Genomic DNA, 16,104 nt, shown 5'->3' on the forward strand with positions numbered 1-16,104 from the left:
CCGCTTCCAGTCGGCGATGCCTCGGTTGCGGAACCGCTCGCCCCGTCCGGCCAACCAGGACGCTGCTCGGTGGTCATCCCCGGACTGCCTCCCTCGCCTGTGCTTCAAGGTCGGCGTGCCCCTCGGGGTCGTCCTCCTGACCGCTGTTGTTGGCATGGTCGTCGGCCTCTTGGTCGACGTCGTCGCAGCTGCCGTGGAAGGTGCAGACGATGTCCTCGTGGCCGTCCAGGTCGCCGTTCAGCGCCTGGAACAGGCTGGTGATGCTGTAGGCGGGCGCCCACACGTAGGCGGTGCATTCGTCGTCGTGCGGGCACGGCAGCATCACGTCGAACCCGATGTCTCCCTCGCCGTCGACGTTCTGCCGGAGCGCGAGGGTGAGGTACATCTGACCGAGGCGGATCTCCGCGACGCGGTCGCCGCCAGCGACGTTCGAGCCGGGCTTCCACCGCCACAGCGGCACGATCTCCGCTCCGAAGGTGCGGCGTACGAGCAGCAGGCCACCCAGCCCGTCGCCGCCGTCCAGCCCGAGGGGCGGCGGTCCGGGACTCGCTCAGCCGCTCCAGGTACGGCAGCAACAGGTAGAGGCTGTCGGAGAAGACGACCTCGTTGAAGCCCTCCGCCTTGAGCTGCGGGTGGGAGCGGACCATCGCCTTGTGCTGCTGAAGGACCGTGTCGTCCGGCGCGGCCCGGTTGGCGGGCCTCGGGCCCTGGCGCTCCACACACACGGAGGCCGGGGTGGACACCATGACCGCGATGGCGGGCACGTTGTGCCGTTTGGCGGCGGCGACCAGCGGCTCCCTGGCAGCCCTGGTGACGTTCGTGGCGTCGACGACCGTAAACCGGCGCCGCGCCATCCGGCGCTCCAGGACCAGGTGCAGGGCGTCGACCGCGTCGGCAGTCGCCTCCTGGTCGCCCGCGTCGTCGCTCACCGCCTCGCGCATCGCATCCAGTGACAGGACCTGCGAGGCGGGCCAGGTGCCGGCCAGCGTGCTCTTCCCGACGCCCGACGCACCGATGAGGACCACCAAGCAGCTGCGCCCCGGGAAAGTGATGTCACACCCATCATGACAGGTCAGCGGTCCAGCGCACCTTCGGTGCGCGCCGGGGGCGTGGTAAATGCCATCGCGCGCGCTGGAGGTGCTTCTGTCTGCCCTGACGTGGGCTGATGCCGGTCCGAGACGCTGGAGGGGTTCGTTCCGGCCGAAACCGATACTTCTGTGATGCTGGTGAGCTCGCAGGTCAGCGTGGTGCTGGGGGCCGTCCACGGGAACCGTGGAGTGTTGCTGCGAAGCACGTGCGTCAGAATTCCTGATTCACCCTGGCCCTCCCGGAACGGCATACGACAGGTCCGTCGCCAGGGAGGGAGCAAGGTCATGGACGTGCTGCACGAACGCTGCGTGGGCCTCGACATCAGCAAGAAGGACGCCAAGGCGTGCGTCCGCACCCCGAGTACGAAGCGGCGGGGGTCCTTCACGACCGAGACCACGACGTGGGGATCGACGACGAACGCGGTCCTCGCCCTGCGGGATCATCTGCTCGCCGCACGGGTGACGCTGGTGGTGATCGAGGCGACCTCGGACTACTGGAAACCGTTCTACTACGTGCTGGCCTGCGAGTTGAACGTGATCCTCGTCAACGCGCGGCAGGTCAAGAACCTGCCCGGCCGCAAGACGGACGTCTCGGACGCGGCGTGGCTCGCCCAGCTCGGCGCCCACGGCCTGGTGAGGCCCTCCTTCGTGCCGCCCGAGCCGGTCCGCGAACTACGGGACCTCACCCGCGCCCGGACCACCGCCACCCGTGAACGCGGCCGGGCGGTCCAGCGGCTGGAAAAGCTGCTGGAGGACACCGGCATCAAACTCTCCGCAGTCGCCTCCGACATCATGGGCGTCTCCGGCCGGGCCATGCTCGAAGCCCTCATCCGCGGCGAAGGTGACCCGCAGGTCCTCGCGGACCTGGCAAAACGCAGGCTCCGCAACAAAATCCCCGAACTCACCGAGGCCCTGACCGGACGCTTCCGCGAACACCACGCGTTCCTGGCCCGCCTGCATCTGGACCACTACGACCAGCTCACCACGATGATCGACCAGCTCACCGGACGCATCGAGGAGGCGATGGCACCCTTTCGTGGCGCCCTCGACCTGCTCGACACCATCCCCGGGATCAACCGGGCCGTCGCCGAAGTGATCATCGCGGAGACCGGCGGCGACATGAACCGCTTCGCCACCGCCAAACACCTCGCGTCCTGGGCCGGGGTCTGCCCCGGCCACCACGAGTCCGCCGGCCGCACCAAAAGCACCAAAGTCCGGCCCGGCAACCCCTACCTGAAGGGCGCCCTCGGCCTCGCCGCGTTCGGCGCGGTCAGAACCAAAGACACCTATCTGCAGGCCCGTTACAAGCGCCTGACCGCCCGCCGCGGCCCCCTCAGAGCGCTGGTCGCCGTCGAGCACTCGATCATCACCGCGCTCTGGCACATGCTCACCGACAACGTGCCCTACCAGGAACTCGGCGGCACCTACTTCACCCAACGCGACCCCGAACGCGCCACCCGCCGCGCGGTCAACCAGCTCAACCAGCTCGGCTACACCGTCACCCTCAACCCGAGGGAGAACCCCGCCTGACCCGGCAGCCCCAGACACCCGGCGACCCACCGCGACCACCGGGCACTCAGCCCTGCCCACACCCATCCTGACCAGGATCTATTTACGCGTCAGAGGTCGTTTTCGTAGGAGGAACGGCACAGGTGACGAGCCTTGTTCGGCCCTCTCTGGGGCACCCAGAATCTCCGTTATGAATCACTCGGGGAAAGTCGATCAGGACGACATCGTGCGAGCGCGGAATGTGCTGCTCGCATCGGGTCGCCGCACGCCGCGCGAGGAAGTCGACGCGTACCGAGTACTCGCCCAGGTCAGCCCCGCCTCGTACCTGCCGCTCTTGGCCAGGGCGCTGCAACGTCTGAGTTACGACACCAGCTCCGGCAAGAAGCATGCGGCCTGCCTCGCGCTGTGCGAGGAGGCGGTGGCCGTGGCGCGGTCCATCGATTCGGCCGAACCTGCCCGTGCGGATGTTCTGTACGAGGCTCTCAACACGTGCCAGAGAGAGCTGTACGACCTGGGGCGACGCGCCGAAGGGCTGGCCATGCGCGCCGAGATGCTCGCCATTGGGCGTGCGCAGGCCGAACTGTCCGGAGACTCCGTGGTCAAAGGACTGCGTGTATGGGCTGCCGGTCTTTCCGAGGAAGGCCGGTATACCGAGGCTGCCGATGCCATGACCGAGTTGGTCTCAGCGATCCTGCCCGATGGGCCCGCCAGCGGGGGTCTCGCCTGGTCACTGCTGGAGTGGATCGCCGCTCTCCATGACGCCGGCCGGTCCGGCGAAGCGCTCGCCGCGTTCGAGACACTCGTCAGTATGGAAGCGGCCGAAGCCGCGAATGACCGCGGCCCGATGGCCTGCCATCTCTACTCGCTCATTGGGTACGCGCGGATGCTCGACATCCACGGCCGAGGAGGGCAGGCGGCCCTCGTGCGGCAAGAGGCACTCGCCTTGCTGACGGAGTTGGCCGATACCGGTGAGCGGAAGTCCTGGAGTGGCTATCAGGCGTCGTTTTGGGCGGTGCTGCTGATGCTCTCCGGTGCTGAAAGCGATCGGCCTGCGCCCGATGGACCGCGTTCGCTTTCGGGGGCGGCGCCCATGCGGTGGTCGCCCGATGCCAAGCGGCGTTACTTCGACAGCCGTCATGCCCTCCGTGAAGAGGTGGACACTCTTGCTGCGCGAGCCACCGAGGATCCGGACCAGCATCTGGCCGAACTGGTCCGGCTGCATCGGGTCCTCACCGTCCGCTCCGCCGTTTACTGGGAGAACCGTACCCATCTGTTCGCGGAGCGAGTGCGCTCGCTGTTCGACGACGGAGTGGGTCTGGCCCGTCGGCTGTCTCAGCACGATCCGACAGACGGAACGCGAACACTGGCCAGGATCCTGATCGACCGATCGACCTTCCACACCGCCGCCTGCGAGTTCGGGCCCGCCCTCGACGACTTCCGCCAAGCCCTGAGCTACCTGGGGGAGGCCAACTAACCTGAGCCGGCCGACGTCCGCTCCAGGACTCGTACCCACGAGCAGCTCCGCCAGACCGAGGAAGATCGGCGATTCCGCAACTTCCAATAGCCCGGGTTACCAGTAGCCGGCAAGTCCGGGTAGGTCAGCGAGGTCATGCGGAGTCTCCTTGCGGGTCAAGGGCTTGGGCCGCCCAGATCAGGCATTGCCCGGCGTTGTCGGTGATCAGGGCGGCGGCCTCGTGCAGCGGGCACGAGGCGTCGCCGTCGCGGTCAGGTTCGATCTGCTCGGCCCGGCGCGCGGCGGCGGTGAGCAGCTGCGCGAGCGAGGGGAGGAAGCCGCCGGGCGGGTCGGTGTCTTCGATGAGCTCGCGCAGGATCGCGGCGAGCTCCGCCTGGTCAACATCGCCGGCGTCGAGGTCGTCCTCGATCTGCTGGAGGGCCAGGGAGGCGATGGCGACCGAGGCGCGGACGCGTTCCAGACGCGTGCGGGCCTGCGCGGCCGCCGTCACAGCGCGAGGCCGACGGCGGCCAGCGCGAGCAGAGCCAGGGCGGCGAGGGACAGGTCGACCGCGCGCCGCAGGTGGATGAACTTCCGTACGGCGAGGGCGGACAGGACCCGGATGCGGGCGGCGTGGGTGTCGCCGTCCATGCAGGCGCGGATCTCGTCTTCGTCCAGGCGTGCCCAGTGGGGGAAGGACGCCCGGTCGTCGCCGCGCAGGCGGGGCCTGACGACCAGGAGCAGCAGCACGGCGGCCGCGCCCAGGGCGAGCGCGCCGAAGGCCTTCGTCACCGGCGACAGGTCCTTGTCGGCGACGGACGCGAGGCCGGCGAGGACGGCACGGTTGAAGGCGAGCAGTAAGGACGCCTTGCCGTCCGTGCGTCCGATCTCGTTGACGACGGAGGCGCAGGCAGTGTCCAGGTTCTTGTCGGTGACGAAGTCTGGAGCCGTGAAGGTCGGCATGAGCGGGGTTCTCCTTGGCGAACGTGAGAGGGCGGCCCGCGTGATGTGCGGGCCGCCCGGGGTGGCTTCGGTGCGTCGGGTGTCAGAACGGCGGTTCGTCCGGCCAGGGGCCGTGGACGGGCAGAAGTCCGGAAGGTCCGCGCGGGGCGGTCCCAGCACCAGCACATCTCGCCGCCCGGGCTGTCACGGCGGTTGCTGCTCCTGGTGCGGATGCGGCGGATGCTGATGCAGTCGGGCCGGCCGCTGTCGTGCGGCATGCGGTCGACGCTGCCGACAGATGCAGCCGGAACCGGCTGCGTCGCCCGCGCCGTACCCGAAGCGAAAGCCCCGGCCTGGGAAGGCCGTGGCTCTTCTGCGGGCTGATCGTCAGTCGTCGTCCTCGTCGTCTCCGACCATGTCGCGGTACTCCTGGGTCATGTCCCAGACGATGGGGTGGAGGAGTTTGTCGGCCTTACGGAGGAACACGGTGCGCTCGACGTTGTCGGTCGAGTGGTGGGCCTCGGCGAGGAAGGTCGAAGCGGTCTCCAGGTCCTCGTGACCGTTGTTCCGGCCATCGAGAAGTTGTGGGCCGCGGTGTCCAGCTGATCGGCGAGGACGCCGATGTCGGTGGCCTGGTCCTTGTCCTTCTCGGCTACGTAGGCGATGTCGTCGGCGTAGCGGCGGATGATGTCGTCGGCGGTGGTCGTGACGGTGGTCATGTGGGTTCCTTAAGAATGTTGGGCGGTCCGGGAGGACCGGGTGTGGCTGATGATGTGTTTGCTGTTGATGGCTCCAGGAGAATGGCCGCCCGGTCCTCCGGGATGCTCCGACCACTGATTGAGAACTGCGGTCATCGCTGGTTAAGGACCTGTCGGCGGAGTGTTCCCCGGGCCACGGAAGTGCTGGTCACGGTGGAACGGAGCGACGGGCTTGAGCACGCCTCACGCGCGGATATGGGTCGGCATTGACGCCGGCAAGGGGCATCACTGGGCGGTGGCGGTGAACGCCGACGGTGAGACGCTGTTCTCGACGAAGGTGATCAACGACGAGGCCCAGATCCTTACGCTGATCGACACGGCCCGGGAGAAGGCCGACGAGGTGGCGTGGGCGGTGGACATCTCCGGCCGGGCCTCCGCCCTGCTGTTGGCCTTGCTCATCGCGCACGGGCAGCGGGTCGTCTACGTGCCCGGCCGCACCGTCAACCGGATGACCGGCGCCTACCGCGGTGAGGGCAAGACTGATGCCAAAGACGCCCTGGTCATCGCCGACCAGGCCCGCATGCGCCGGGACTTCGCTCCGATTGAGACTCCTCCAGAACTGGTCTCCGCGCTCCAGTTGCGCACCGGTTACCGGCGCGACCTGATCGCCGACCGGGTCCGGCTGATCAACCGGCTGCGTGACCTGCTGGTCGGCATCTGCCCCGCGCTGGAGCGGGCCTTCGACTACTCCGCGGCCAAGGGCCCGGTGGTCATGCTGACGGAGTATCAGACCCCGGCTGCTCTGCACCGGACCGGCGCCAAGCGGTTGACCACCTGGCTGGAACGCCGCAAGGTCCGCGGCGCCGACGCCGTTGCGGTCAAGGCCGTCGAGGCTGCCCAGTCCCAGAGCACTGCCCTGCCCGGGGAGGCCCGGGCGGCCAAGCTGGTGCGCGACCTGGCCCACCAGCTCCTGGCCCTGGACGAGCGGATCAAGGACAACGACCGGGAGATCCGCGAGACCTTCCGCGCCGACGACCGCGCTGAGATCATCGAGTCCATGCCCGGCATGGGCCCGATCCTGGGTGCCGAGTTCGTTGCCATCGTCGGTGACCTGTCCGGCTACCGCGACGCCGGGCGCCTGGCCTCGCACGCCGGCCTGGCACCGGTGCCCCGCGACTCCGGCCGCCGCACCGGCAACTATCACCGGCCCAAACGCTACAACCGGCGCCTGCGTTGGCTGTTCTACATGTCCGCGCAGTCCGCCATGATGCGACCCGGCCCCTCCCGGGACTACTACCTCAAGAAGCGCGCCGAAGGACTGTTGCATATCCAGGCCCTGCTCGCGCTCGCCCGGCGCCGGGTCGACGTTCTGTGGGCGTTGCTGCGTGACAAGAGACTGTTCACCTCCGCCCCGCCGGTCACGCAGGCGGCTTGACACGATCATTGAGATTCTCCTGCTGGTGGGCGGGACCGTCGTGTTGGACGGCCTGAATTGGGGCGGTGGCCTGGTATGAGGCCGAGGGGAGTTGGGGCGGCTGGCGCGGTTCGAGCGCGCCGGCCGCCCCTTTGTGCTGTCACGGCCGGGCGTCGCCCCAGGCGCGCAGACGGCGCTGGCTGTCGCAGTCGGGCCAGCCGCTGTCGTGCGGGAAACGCCCGCCGGTGGCGCGCAGGTCGTTGAGGACCTGCAGTAGGTCCTGCTCGCCGTCCAGGGCGGTGTCGACGTAGCCGTTTCCGCAGGTGCAGGGCGCGATGAGGGTGAGGACGCCCTGTTCCTGGTCGCCGTCGCTGGAGTGGTGCAGCCACAGGCTGCCGTCCAGATAGGCGACGGCGCACGGCTCCAGTCCGGCTCCGGCCAAGGCGGGCCGGCCGCTCCAGTCGTCGTGGTCCAGGACCTTGCCGAGGGTGTCGGGGTAGACGCTCCACACGTGGTCCAGGGCGGCCGTCTCTGCATCGTCGCGCTGTTCGTCCTCGCCCACCGTGCCGATCGCAAGGGCGAGGTCGAAGAGGACGGCGAGCGGCGAGTCCGCGCCGGCGGCGACGGTGGGCGGGGTGAAGGTCTCGGTCACGTGCAGCTCCTTCGGGTGTTCCGGGCGACCGGGCTGTCCGGTCCTCCGCGCCGTCCCCGGCCAGCGCAACAGGCTGGTCGGGGCGGCACGGGGAGCCGTCAGGCGGCTAGACGGTGCGTGGCCGGGGAGGCCATGACGGTGTCGGGGCTGGGCTCGAAGCCCTGGTGGCACGGGTCGCACACGCCCTGAGTCCGCAGCGGGAGGCAGAAGTAGTACCGGCGCCTGCACCGGGGACATGTGCTCCTTGCGGCCATCGCCTGGTCCAGGGCCTGCTCCTGGAGCGTCGGGATGCGTTTGGGCGTTGCCAGATCGACACGGAGCAGGAAGCCCCGTGTGGGGTGGTGCACGCCTGGTCGGGCCTGTACGAGCAGTACTTGCAGCGCAGACACCTCAGGCATCCAACTCGTCAAGCCGCGCTGTGTGGGTGCTTGGGGAATCGAACACCATCGGTTCGTTGTCTTGGCTTGCGCGTGGATCTCTGATCGCGCAAAAGTTCGACTGACGCGCAGTTCAAGGTTTGTTGCGGCAGGACGGGGACAGACAGGTGTGCAGCACGGATCTGGCCGCCAAGGAGACGGCGATAACTCGATTCCTTCAGGACTACCCGCAGGCGGTCGAGGCTGGCCGTGGTCATCCCGCCCTCCGCGGGTGTGAGGATGTCCGCTGGTCCGAGTTCCCGGAGTGCCCGGCAGCGATCCCGGTGCTGTTGCACGGTCTTCTCGATCAGGATGCCGCGCCAGAGGCCAAGCGCGTACTCACCAACTCGGTTCTCGACAGCGTCAGGGAGATGAACCTGGCTGTGCCGACAGTGCTGCCGTTCCTGTTCCGTCTTGCAGGCGACCCGCGGGTTCCTGTGCAGTCCGGCCTGCTGGATCTCCTGGTCTCGATCGCTGGATTCTCCGAGCCGATCGACGGACGCAACGAAGCTATGGTGCGCTGGTTCGGCAGTGACAGCGATCATCCCGAGCGTGAACAGTGCCGGGCTGTGTTTACGGAGCACGCGAGCGTAGTGGCGATGTTGGCGGAGGAACTGCCCCGTCCTGACGATCGAGCGAAGCTTCGGCAGGCTGCCGGACTCGTGTGAGTTCCCGCGTTCAGGCCGCTTCGACGACCGCGGGTGGTGCCGAAGGGAAGGCGACGGCCTCGTCGAAGAGCTGTCCGTGCAGGAGGCAGTGGTAGAGCTGGCCGAGCATGCGGTTGAAGAGGTTGCGCTGGGCGGCGGCGTGCCAGTCTCCGTGGTCGTCACGGCGGCGCCTGTAGTGGGCCTTGGCGCCGGGTGAGGCGGTTATGGAGGCGAAGGCCCAGAGGACGGTCCGCCCTTCACATCCCATTAGGTAACCGGCGTGGTTGAGCCGGTCGTTCGTCACCCAGCGCCGGGTGATGCTCGACTTCTTGCCGGAGGCCCTGGTGATGGGCGAGGCGCCGGCGTATGCCTTCAGGCCGCGAGCGTCCGCGAAGCGGGCCTTGTCGTCGTCGATCTCGGCGAGCACCCGGGCGCCGAGCTGGACGCCGAGGCCGGGAAAGCTGAGGATGATCTGTGCGCCGTGAGGCGCTTCGTTGTATCCCCGACGCAGTTGGGAGGAACTCAGAGGAATGTTCTTGGGTCACCTGGCTTACCTGGACGCGAAAGCGCGAGGGGACAATCGCATGCCAGGAAAGCGGTGGTCACCTGGAGGCGTTCAGGGTGAGGTGCCGCGAGACCCGCGCGATATGGCCAAGGCTGGATTGCTTGAAGTCCAATCTCCAAAGAGGTGTAAAGCTGTCACGCCCGCCGGAACAACGCCTGTTACCGACGCCGCGCCATGCCCCGGCATAGAGATCAGGCTGAGGCAGCCTCTGTGGCGCGGGGCGCCGCCCAACGAGGGTGGTCAAGGAGATGAGTGGGCGGCCTACGTCGTGCTCGACACGTACAGCGAAGACGTACCACGGGATCACCTACAGGGCGCGCGCCCCATGGTGACGGAGTGCCCGTAGTAGTCGCGGAAGTTTCGATCCGCCAAGGAGCCCGGGAAAGCCGGAGCACAAGGCGAAGGGGCACAGGTGAAAGGGATGTCCAGTGAAGGGAGGTATGCGTAATGCAGAATGCCGAAACGGTACTGGACGTCATTCGAGAGCGTGGCAGGAAGGGACTGCCACTGGAAAGGCTGTATAGGAAGCTGTTCAACCCGCAGCTATTCCTGATGGCTTACGGGCGCATCTACTCGAACAGAGGGGCGATGACGCCGGGAGTCACCGGAGAAACCGTGGACGGCATGTCGCTGGCCAAAATAGACGCGATCATCGGGCGCCTACGCTCGGAGTCGTATCGCTGGTCGGCGGTGAAGCGGGTTTATATACCGAAGAAAGTCGGGAGGCGGCCTCTGGGCCTACCTCCATGGTCGGACAAGCTGGTCGCCGAGGTTGTGCGGCTCCTGCTGGACGCCTACTACGACGTCCAGTTCTCCGATCATTCCCACGGATTCCGCTCCGGCCGGGGATGCCACACCGCGTTACGCGAGGTGGTCAATACCTGGAAGGGGACGCACTGGTTCATCGAAGGGGACATCTCCGACTGCTTCGGCAGCCTGGACCACGAGGTCATGCTCGCGATCCTGGCGGAGAAGATCCACGATGGCCGGTTCCTGCGGCTGGTCGGTCACATGCTGAAGGCCGGGTATCTGGAGGACTGGAAGTGGAACGCCACCTTGAGTGGCGCCCCACAGGGCGGGGTGGCCTCGCCTGTCCTGTGCAACATCTACCTGGACCGACTTGACCAGTTCGTGGAACAGCATCTGATCCCGGACTACACCCGCGGGAGGCGTCGTCGTCCCTATCCGCCCTACCGAGACATCGAGAACCGGATCGACACGGCGAAACGGCGTGGGGACCTGGGAACGTTGCACGCGCTTCGGCGTGAGCGCCGTCTCCTGCCCAGCCAGGACCCGGACGATCCCGGCTACCGGCGCCTTCGGTACGTGCGGTACTGCGATGACTTTCTCCTGGGGTTTGCCGGTCCCAAGCACGAGGCCGAGGAGATCAAGTCCCAGATCCGTACGTTCCTGCGTGACGAACTCAGGCTGGAACTTTCTGAGTCGAAGACGCTGATCACGCATGCCTCCAGCCAGGCGGCACACTTCCTCGGCTATGAGGTCAAATCCCAGCATGCCGACACGAAGATCACCGCCGGACGCCGAGCGGTGAACGGCGAAATTGGGCTCTACGTGCCGATGGCCGTCATCCGGGATCGGTGTGCTCGCTATATGCAGCGGGGCAAGCCCTGGCACCGCAACATGCTCCTGCACGATGCCGACTTCACCATCGTCGACAAGTACGGAGCGGAGTATCGGGGCATCGTCCAGTACTACCTGATGGCACAGAACGTGTGCCGCCTGAGCCGCCTGCGCTGGGTCATGACAGTTTCCTTACTCAGGACCCTGGCTGCGAAACACGACTCCACCGTCAACAAGATGGTGCGCAAGTACAAGGCGACCGTCGATACTCCTGACGGACCGAGAAGGTGCTTCGCAGTCGTGGTGCAGCGCGAGGACGGCAGGAAGCCACTGGTCGCCCGCTTCGGCGGAGTCACTCTGCGGCGGCAACACACCACCGTTATGTCCGACGTCCAGCCGGTCATGGGGAATCGGAAAAACGAGCTGATTCGTCGGCTCCTTGCCGGACGCTGTGAGATGTGCGAGGCAACGACAGGGCTGCAAGTCCACCACGTCAGGAAGCTCGCAGACCTCAAGCGACCAGGCCGACCGGACCCGGGTCCGTGGATTCGCCAGATGGCAGAACGCAGGCGCAAAACCCTCGTGGTTTGCCAAAAATGCCACCAGCGCATCCACGCGGGACGGGCCACAGTCTCCACTCGGAATCGATCACCGGAGAGCCGTGTACTGGGAAACTAGTCCGCACGGTTCGGGAAGGGGCCGTCGGAAAAGGACCCGAGCCATGGGTACCTCGTCGGCGGCCTACTTCACCAGCGTCCGGGTGCTGAGGAAAAGCCTCTTCGACCGCCTCAGCGAGGTCGTCAGCAGCGGTGCAGGCGGCCTCCAACTGGACCAGGAGCGCGAGCATTTGCTTGCCCACCGCGTCCTCGACCAGCGGCGGCTGGTGAGCGTAGTCCTCGCGGAAGACGTCGCGGAGCCGCTCGGCCTCGGCCGTGATGCCGCGCTTGCGGCCGGCCCGCTTGAGCGCAGCCTCTAACTGCGTGCGGGTCAGCCGCGCGGCCCGGGTCGGAGTCGGGGCCGTCTTCAAAAGCTCCTGGGCCTCCGGCCGGCACAGGCCGTTGCGCCAGGGCTCGAAGGCCGCCAGGGCGGCCGGGTAGTACTCCCGCAGCAGCGAACGGAGCTGGTTGGACAGCTGCTGCCGGTTCCACAACGAGTCCTGCTGAGCACGGGAACGCACCCCGGCGCGGTCGGCGCCCCGGTAGTGGTCGCGGCGCTCTTCGAGGGCGTCGGTGGGGGAAGAATCCCCAGGGCCTGGCCTTCTCGCAGTCGATCCTGTAATCGGGCCGGCCTTCGACATGGAGTGGACCTGCGAACCGATCCGGTTGGCGAAGTCCTCACGCCAGCCGACATCGCGGCCGTCGAGTGGTGCCGGAGCGGGGCCGGTCACGTCAGGGATGGACAGCCGCGATCTCGGCGGCCTTCTCCTCCGTCGGGCCGATACCCGTGTCGCTGCTCATGACGCGTATCAGCCGTCCTCCTGAATCCGTTTTCACGCCGCTCACGATCATGTCGACGACCTGCTCGCCCTGTTGCCCGCCGACCTGCTCGACTCCATTGAGGCGTATCTCTGTTCTGCCTGACCGGGTGTCGGCCACCGTGACGTCATACTCCAACGATGTCGAGTCGTATCCCATGGTGAGGCGGGGGCAGGCTTCCGCGGCGTTCTTCAGGTGGGAAGAGAGGTTGCCCGGGTCCGGGACATCGGGTTGGTCGATGACCAAGAGGTAGGAGCCGGTTGCGGAATTACGGAATCCGAACGAGCGCGCATCGGCGCCGTTGGCCTGGTTCAGCAGCTGGAACAGGTCCTGGCATGCCACCGGGCGGATATCCCGGGTCTGGGATTCCATACCTTCGATCACTGGTTCTTCGACCCACCCGGTTGCCGCCAATTCCTGAGCCATTGACCGCTCGGCGGATTCGGCGGTTTTGACGGAGCAGCCCGCAACCGCAACCGAAACTGCACAAAGCGACAGAGCGAGGCAGGTCAGTAGCCTTTCATTGCCCGCCACACAGGCCCCAGATACTCGGAGAGTTCGGATTCTTCGCGCCGCGCCAATTCGACCAGTTCGGAATTCCGGAGGGCACCCTCTCCGGACGTCATGATCTCCTGCACTTCGTCGGCCATCGGTAGCATCTCCGGTGAGAGCGACACAGCCGCCGAGTCCTCCACTTCCTCCTCCGAGCGGAGGAAGTGAAGGATCAGCGCGGCCAACGCGACATCTCTGACCTCGAGTTGCTCTGCGTCCCGAAGCCTGGCGACCTCCTGAGCCGTGACCATGAGGTCGCGCGCATCGGCCGTCATGTGTCTCATTGCGCCCCTAGTGCACTCGTGTCAGCGTGCGGACCGGCGAATAGTATGTCGGCAGCGACCATATGTTGCCATGCTGCCCGAAGTGGGTGCCCTTGGTGCGGTACTTCCAGGTGCCCGGCCGCTTCAGGGTGTCATCGTTCACTTGGATGACCGGACCTTTGTTGTGGCTGACGATCGGGTCGCCACGGTCCTTCCATGAGCGGTCATAGATCTGAATGTGCGCCTGCGTGTTGGCCTCGTCAAGCTTGTCCGTGCACCTGACCCGGACGAAACCTTTCACCGTCACACTGTTCGGCGCCCACGGTGTTCCCACGTTCTTGTCCCACGAGCAGGTGATTACATGAAGTGGGCCGACCTCGGCGGCCACAGCCATCGGTGCCGGTCCGACAACGACGATGCCGAGAGCGAGCGGCGAAAACAACGCGGCAGCTCTCATCCGTGTACGCATGAATAGGTTCCCCGTTTCCCCGTTTCGACACGAGGGGAGTAGTTGCCCCTGGCCGGGCGAGCCCCTCGTAGCTGCTTAGGAGACTATGACCAACTCCCAATGGTCACAGGTGATTACTGAAATTCGGAACATGGTCAAAAAATGAACAAGGTGAACAAAGGGAGGTCAACCACGAGTCGGCGGGGCAGAGCTTCGGCGTGAAGCCCTGGGTTCGGGACCTGTCGGGCCGAGTCGCGGGTGTCAACGCGGTGGCCAGAGTCCATCCACACACCCGGAACTGGCCCCAGGGCTCGTGTCGGCGACATCCAGTACGTGTCAGCGAGCGGCAAGCCCCGGTATGACCGCGATGGCCCGACGGCCTTCGTACTGGTCAGGTGCCTCTTTGGTCGGAGCACAGGACAAGGCGAAGGCTGTGTTCACGTCCGGGAAATCCTCGTACGGGCGATCACGTTCGGAGCAGAGGGTCCTCGGCGGAACCGGAGGGCGAGCGGCCCAGCACCAATGAGGTCCCTTGGCGGCCGGATGCCACTGTGGACCTGGCCGCGAACCTGACGAGGAGCGATCTCGTGATGGACCGACGCGCGGCGACCCGTGCCCTGGCCGGGGCCGCCATCACCGGCGCCGCCCTGCTCGATCCCCTGGAAGGATGGCTCCAGCCTGCGGGCTCCGCCGCCCGGCCAAGGCAGATCTCATGATCGAGCCGGTTTGGCCTGCGGATGCGTAGTCGTCCTGCGGACCGGTCGAGGTCGTCGAGGAGGATTTCGGCGACTTGCTTGGGACGAACCGCATAGACAGCCATCAGGACGAGAGCGAGTCTGTCTTTGGCGCCGCAGGCCTGGTTCAGCAGTCCTCTGAGCCGGTCCGATGGAATGGGCCGGGGGACCCTGACTGGGGTGGTGAGATGCACGTTCCTGGCCGGATCGCGGAAGATTCGACGCTCGCGTCGCAGGGCTCGGAACAGCGAGCGCAGTGAGGTGAACACCGAGTAGTTGACGGCCGCTGCCTTCACCTCCTGCTCAGTCACCTCGCTGAGCGAGGCGAGGTACTCCCAGGCTCCAAGGACGGCCAGCAGGGCCTCGCTGCGCGTCACCCGCCTCACCTCGCGGCGGCGCCGCTTCCTGGCGTGCGGCATTACTGCCTCCAGGTGCCGGGCAGCCGGGCGGGGCGCTGCGGGTAGCGGGGGCCGGGCCGCTGCGGGCGGGGCCGGCCTATCCGGCGGCGCGGGCGGGGGATGAGCACGGGCAGGTTCTCCAGCAGGTCGGTGGCAGGGACGGCCGCGCCCCGTCGGCGGTGTTGCTGTCCGGCGGGGCGCGGTGGTGCTGTGCGGCTGGTGGGCCGCGGCTACGGGGCGTCGTCGGGGGCCGCCGTGGTGGGCGACGTCGTGGCCGACGGGCTCTGGGACGGGGTGTTGGCCTGCCCGTCCGCGCTGGCGTGGGAGCCGAGGACCACAGCGAGGATGGCCGCGGCGATCAGCACGAGACGCATCAGGAGCGGCATCTTCGGCTTGGCGGGGGCGGTGGGCTGCGTGGGTATGAACCAGCCCTGCACCGGCTTCGGCGGGGTGTTCTGCGGCATGACGAACCTCCTTGCGGATCCGCGGCGTTGGGGTGGTGCGCGGGCCGGTCGGCCTGTCCAGCCCTCGCCAACCCGGGACGGGTGGGCGAGGGCCAGGCGGAGCGACCGGAGGTCAGTCCCGGAAGGCGCAGCTGTTGTGCGGGTGCTGGTCGGCGGGCGTGGCCTGGGCGGGCACGTGGACGTGGATCTCGGGCCGGACGGCGACCTTCGCCGGGCGTGCCGGGCGGCCGACGGGGCGGCGCAGGGTCAGGCCGCGCATCGCGAACGCGGACAGGAACGTCCAGGCGAGGACGGCGAGCCCGGCCGCGACGGGGCGGCTGGTTGCCGGGGTGGCCGTCCAGACCATCCAAACGGTGGCCGCGCCCCACGCGGTCCACATCGCGCGCACTCCGTTGTTCCGCGAGAGGTAGCCGAGGACCAGGCCGACGATGCCGGTGAGCAGCCACAGCGTGTAGACGGTGGAGGCTTCGACGGCGAGGCCGGCGGCGTGCGATGCGATGTACGTACGCACCGGCTGGTCGACGACGGCGAACACGCCGCTGGAGGTGTCGACGCCGACCTGCACCTTGGGCACGGCGGTGAGCAGCTGCTGAAGCGCCTGGAGGATGACTTCGCCGGCGGCGAGGTCGTCCTGGATCTGCTGGAGCGCGAGTCGGGCGGTGTCCACGGAGGCGCGGACGCGCTCCAGCCGGGTGCGGCTCACCGACAGGCGCCGGGGCGGGTGGTGAGCCAGGTGGTGACGGCGGCGGCGCCGGTGCCGATGGCGCGGTGCAGGGCCGGGTCACTTGACTGCACCAACGGCTGG

The 16,104-nt window shown here is 67.4% G+C and carries 15 protein-coding genes and 3 pseudogenes; 6 read left to right on the forward strand and 12 right to left on the reverse strand.

What is annotated here, in order from left to right:
• Window positions 1-73 precede the first annotated feature (73 nt).
• Window positions 74-1,052, reverse strand: a pseudogene (locus OG798_RS42575) (AAA family ATPase).
• 321 nt (window positions 1,053-1,373) lie between these two features.
• On the opposite strand from OG798_RS42575, the gene OG798_RS42580 reads away from it, so the two are divergent.
• Both OG798_RS42580 and OG798_RS42585 read left to right on the forward strand, forming a co-directional pair.
• A complete protein-coding gene (locus tag OG798_RS42580) occupies window positions 1,374-2,618 on the forward strand; it encodes an IS110 family transposase (RefSeq protein ID WP_267060515.1) in 1,245 nt (414 codons plus the stop codon).
• A gap of 169 nt (window positions 2,619-2,787) precedes the next feature.
• Entirely contained in the window at window positions 2,788-4,071 is a 1,284-nt protein-coding gene (locus OG798_RS42585) for a hypothetical protein (protein WP_328758748.1), read from the forward strand.
• Window positions 4,072-4,204: 133 nt separating this feature from the next.
• On the opposite strand, the gene OG798_RS42590 is transcribed toward OG798_RS42585, so the two are convergent.
• Together OG798_RS42590 and OG798_RS42595 are read right to left on the reverse strand one after the other, a co-directional pair.
• The gene (locus tag OG798_RS42590) at window positions 4,205-4,561 is read right to left on the reverse strand and encodes a hypothetical protein (protein WP_183127061.1); all 357 of its coding nucleotides are present in this window, start codon (window positions 4,559-4,561) and stop codon (window positions 4,205-4,207) included.
• Window positions 4,558-5,013 (reverse strand): Pycsar system effector family protein, encoded by a 456-nt coding sequence (locus OG798_RS42595; RefSeq protein ID WP_121414423.1) that lies wholly within the window; start codon window positions 5,011-5,013, stop codon window positions 4,558-4,560. The genes OG798_RS42590 and OG798_RS42595 overlap by 4 nt, the downstream gene beginning before the upstream one ends.
• A gap of 909 nt (window positions 5,014-5,922) precedes the next feature.
• Here OG798_RS42595 and OG798_RS42600 point away from each other — a divergent pair.
• Window positions 5,923-7,125 (forward strand): IS110 family transposase, encoded by a 1,203-nt coding sequence (locus OG798_RS42600; RefSeq protein WP_328758749.1) that lies wholly within the window; start codon window positions 5,923-5,925, stop codon window positions 7,123-7,125.
• A 139-nt stretch (window positions 7,126-7,264) separates the two neighbouring features.
• Here the strand turns inward: OG798_RS42600 and OG798_RS42605 are convergent, their stop codons facing one another.
• Both OG798_RS42605 and OG798_RS42610 read right to left on the reverse strand, forming a co-directional pair.
• Window positions 7,265-7,756: a hypothetical protein gene (locus tag OG798_RS42605; protein ID WP_328758750.1), complete on the reverse strand. Its 492-nt coding sequence runs from the start codon at window positions 7,754-7,756 to the stop codon at window positions 7,265-7,267.
• 98 nt (window positions 7,757-7,854) lie between these two features.
• Window positions 7,855-8,145, reverse strand: coding sequence for an RRQRL motif-containing zinc-binding protein (locus tag OG798_RS42610; protein ID WP_328758751.1), 291 nt, complete (start codon window positions 8,143-8,145; stop codon window positions 7,855-7,857).
• A gap of 155 nt (window positions 8,146-8,300) precedes the next feature.
• Between OG798_RS42610 and OG798_RS42615 the strand changes: the two genes are divergently transcribed.
• The gene (locus OG798_RS42615; protein ID WP_147474145.1) at window positions 8,301-8,840 is read left to right on the forward strand and encodes a hypothetical protein; all 540 of its coding nucleotides are present in this window, start codon (window positions 8,301-8,303) and stop codon (window positions 8,838-8,840) included.
• A 10-nt stretch (window positions 8,841-8,850) separates the two neighbouring features.
• Here OG798_RS42615 and OG798_RS42620 read toward each other — a convergent pair.
• Window positions 8,851-9,297 (reverse strand): annotated as a pseudogene (locus tag OG798_RS42620) (transposase); the annotation flags it as partial.
• A 534-nt stretch (window positions 9,298-9,831) separates the two neighbouring features.
• Here OG798_RS42620 and OG798_RS42625 point away from each other — a divergent pair.
• Window positions 9,832-11,643 (forward strand): reverse transcriptase/maturase family protein, encoded by a 1,812-nt coding sequence (locus OG798_RS42625; RefSeq protein ID WP_328756053.1) that lies wholly within the window; start codon window positions 9,832-9,834, stop codon window positions 11,641-11,643.
• Window positions 11,644-11,716: 73 nt separating this feature from the next.
• On the opposite strand, the pseudogene OG798_RS42630 reads toward OG798_RS42625, so the two are convergent.
• The 4 genes and pseudogenes from OG798_RS42630 to OG798_RS42645 form a co-directional block, all read right to left on the reverse strand.
• Window positions 11,717-12,241 (reverse strand): annotated as a pseudogene (locus tag OG798_RS42630) (IS110 family transposase); the annotation flags it as partial.
• 112 nt (window positions 12,242-12,353) lie between these two features.
• Window positions 12,354-12,974, reverse strand: a complete 621-nt coding sequence (locus tag OG798_RS42635) for a hypothetical protein (protein ID WP_261692215.1) — start codon at window positions 12,972-12,974, stop codon at window positions 12,354-12,356.
• Entirely contained in the window at window positions 12,950-13,267 is a 318-nt protein-coding gene (locus tag OG798_RS42640) for a hypothetical protein (RefSeq protein ID WP_261692214.1), read from the reverse strand. The genes OG798_RS42635 and OG798_RS42640 overlap by 25 nt, the downstream gene beginning before the upstream one ends.
• Window positions 13,268-13,283: 16 nt before the next feature.
• Window positions 13,284-13,724: a hypothetical protein gene (locus OG798_RS42645; RefSeq protein ID WP_328758752.1), complete on the reverse strand. Its 441-nt coding sequence runs from the start codon at window positions 13,722-13,724 to the stop codon at window positions 13,284-13,286.
• Window positions 13,725-14,290: 566 nt separating this feature from the next.
• On the opposite strand from OG798_RS42645, the gene OG798_RS42650 reads away from it, so the two are divergent.
• The gene (locus OG798_RS42650) at window positions 14,291-14,419 is read left to right on the forward strand and encodes a hypothetical protein (protein WP_328758753.1); all 129 of its coding nucleotides are present in this window, start codon (window positions 14,291-14,293) and stop codon (window positions 14,417-14,419) included.
• A 646-nt stretch (window positions 14,420-15,065) separates the two neighbouring features.
• On the opposite strand, the gene OG798_RS42655 is transcribed toward OG798_RS42650, so the two are convergent.
• Together OG798_RS42655 and OG798_RS42660 are read right to left on the reverse strand one after the other, a co-directional pair.
• Window positions 15,066-15,299, reverse strand: coding sequence for a hypothetical protein (locus OG798_RS42655; protein WP_121414418.1), 234 nt, complete (start codon window positions 15,297-15,299; stop codon window positions 15,066-15,068).
• A gap of 112 nt (window positions 15,300-15,411) precedes the next feature.
• Window positions 15,412-16,002, reverse strand: coding sequence for a hypothetical protein (locus OG798_RS42660; protein WP_328758754.1), 591 nt, complete (start codon window positions 16,000-16,002; stop codon window positions 15,412-15,414).
• Between the last annotated feature and the right edge of the window lie 102 nt (window positions 16,003-16,104).

Source organism: Streptomyces sp. NBC_00271, from assembly GCF_036178845.1.
GTDB lineage: Bacteria > Actinomycetota > Actinomycetes > Streptomycetales > Streptomycetaceae > Streptomyces.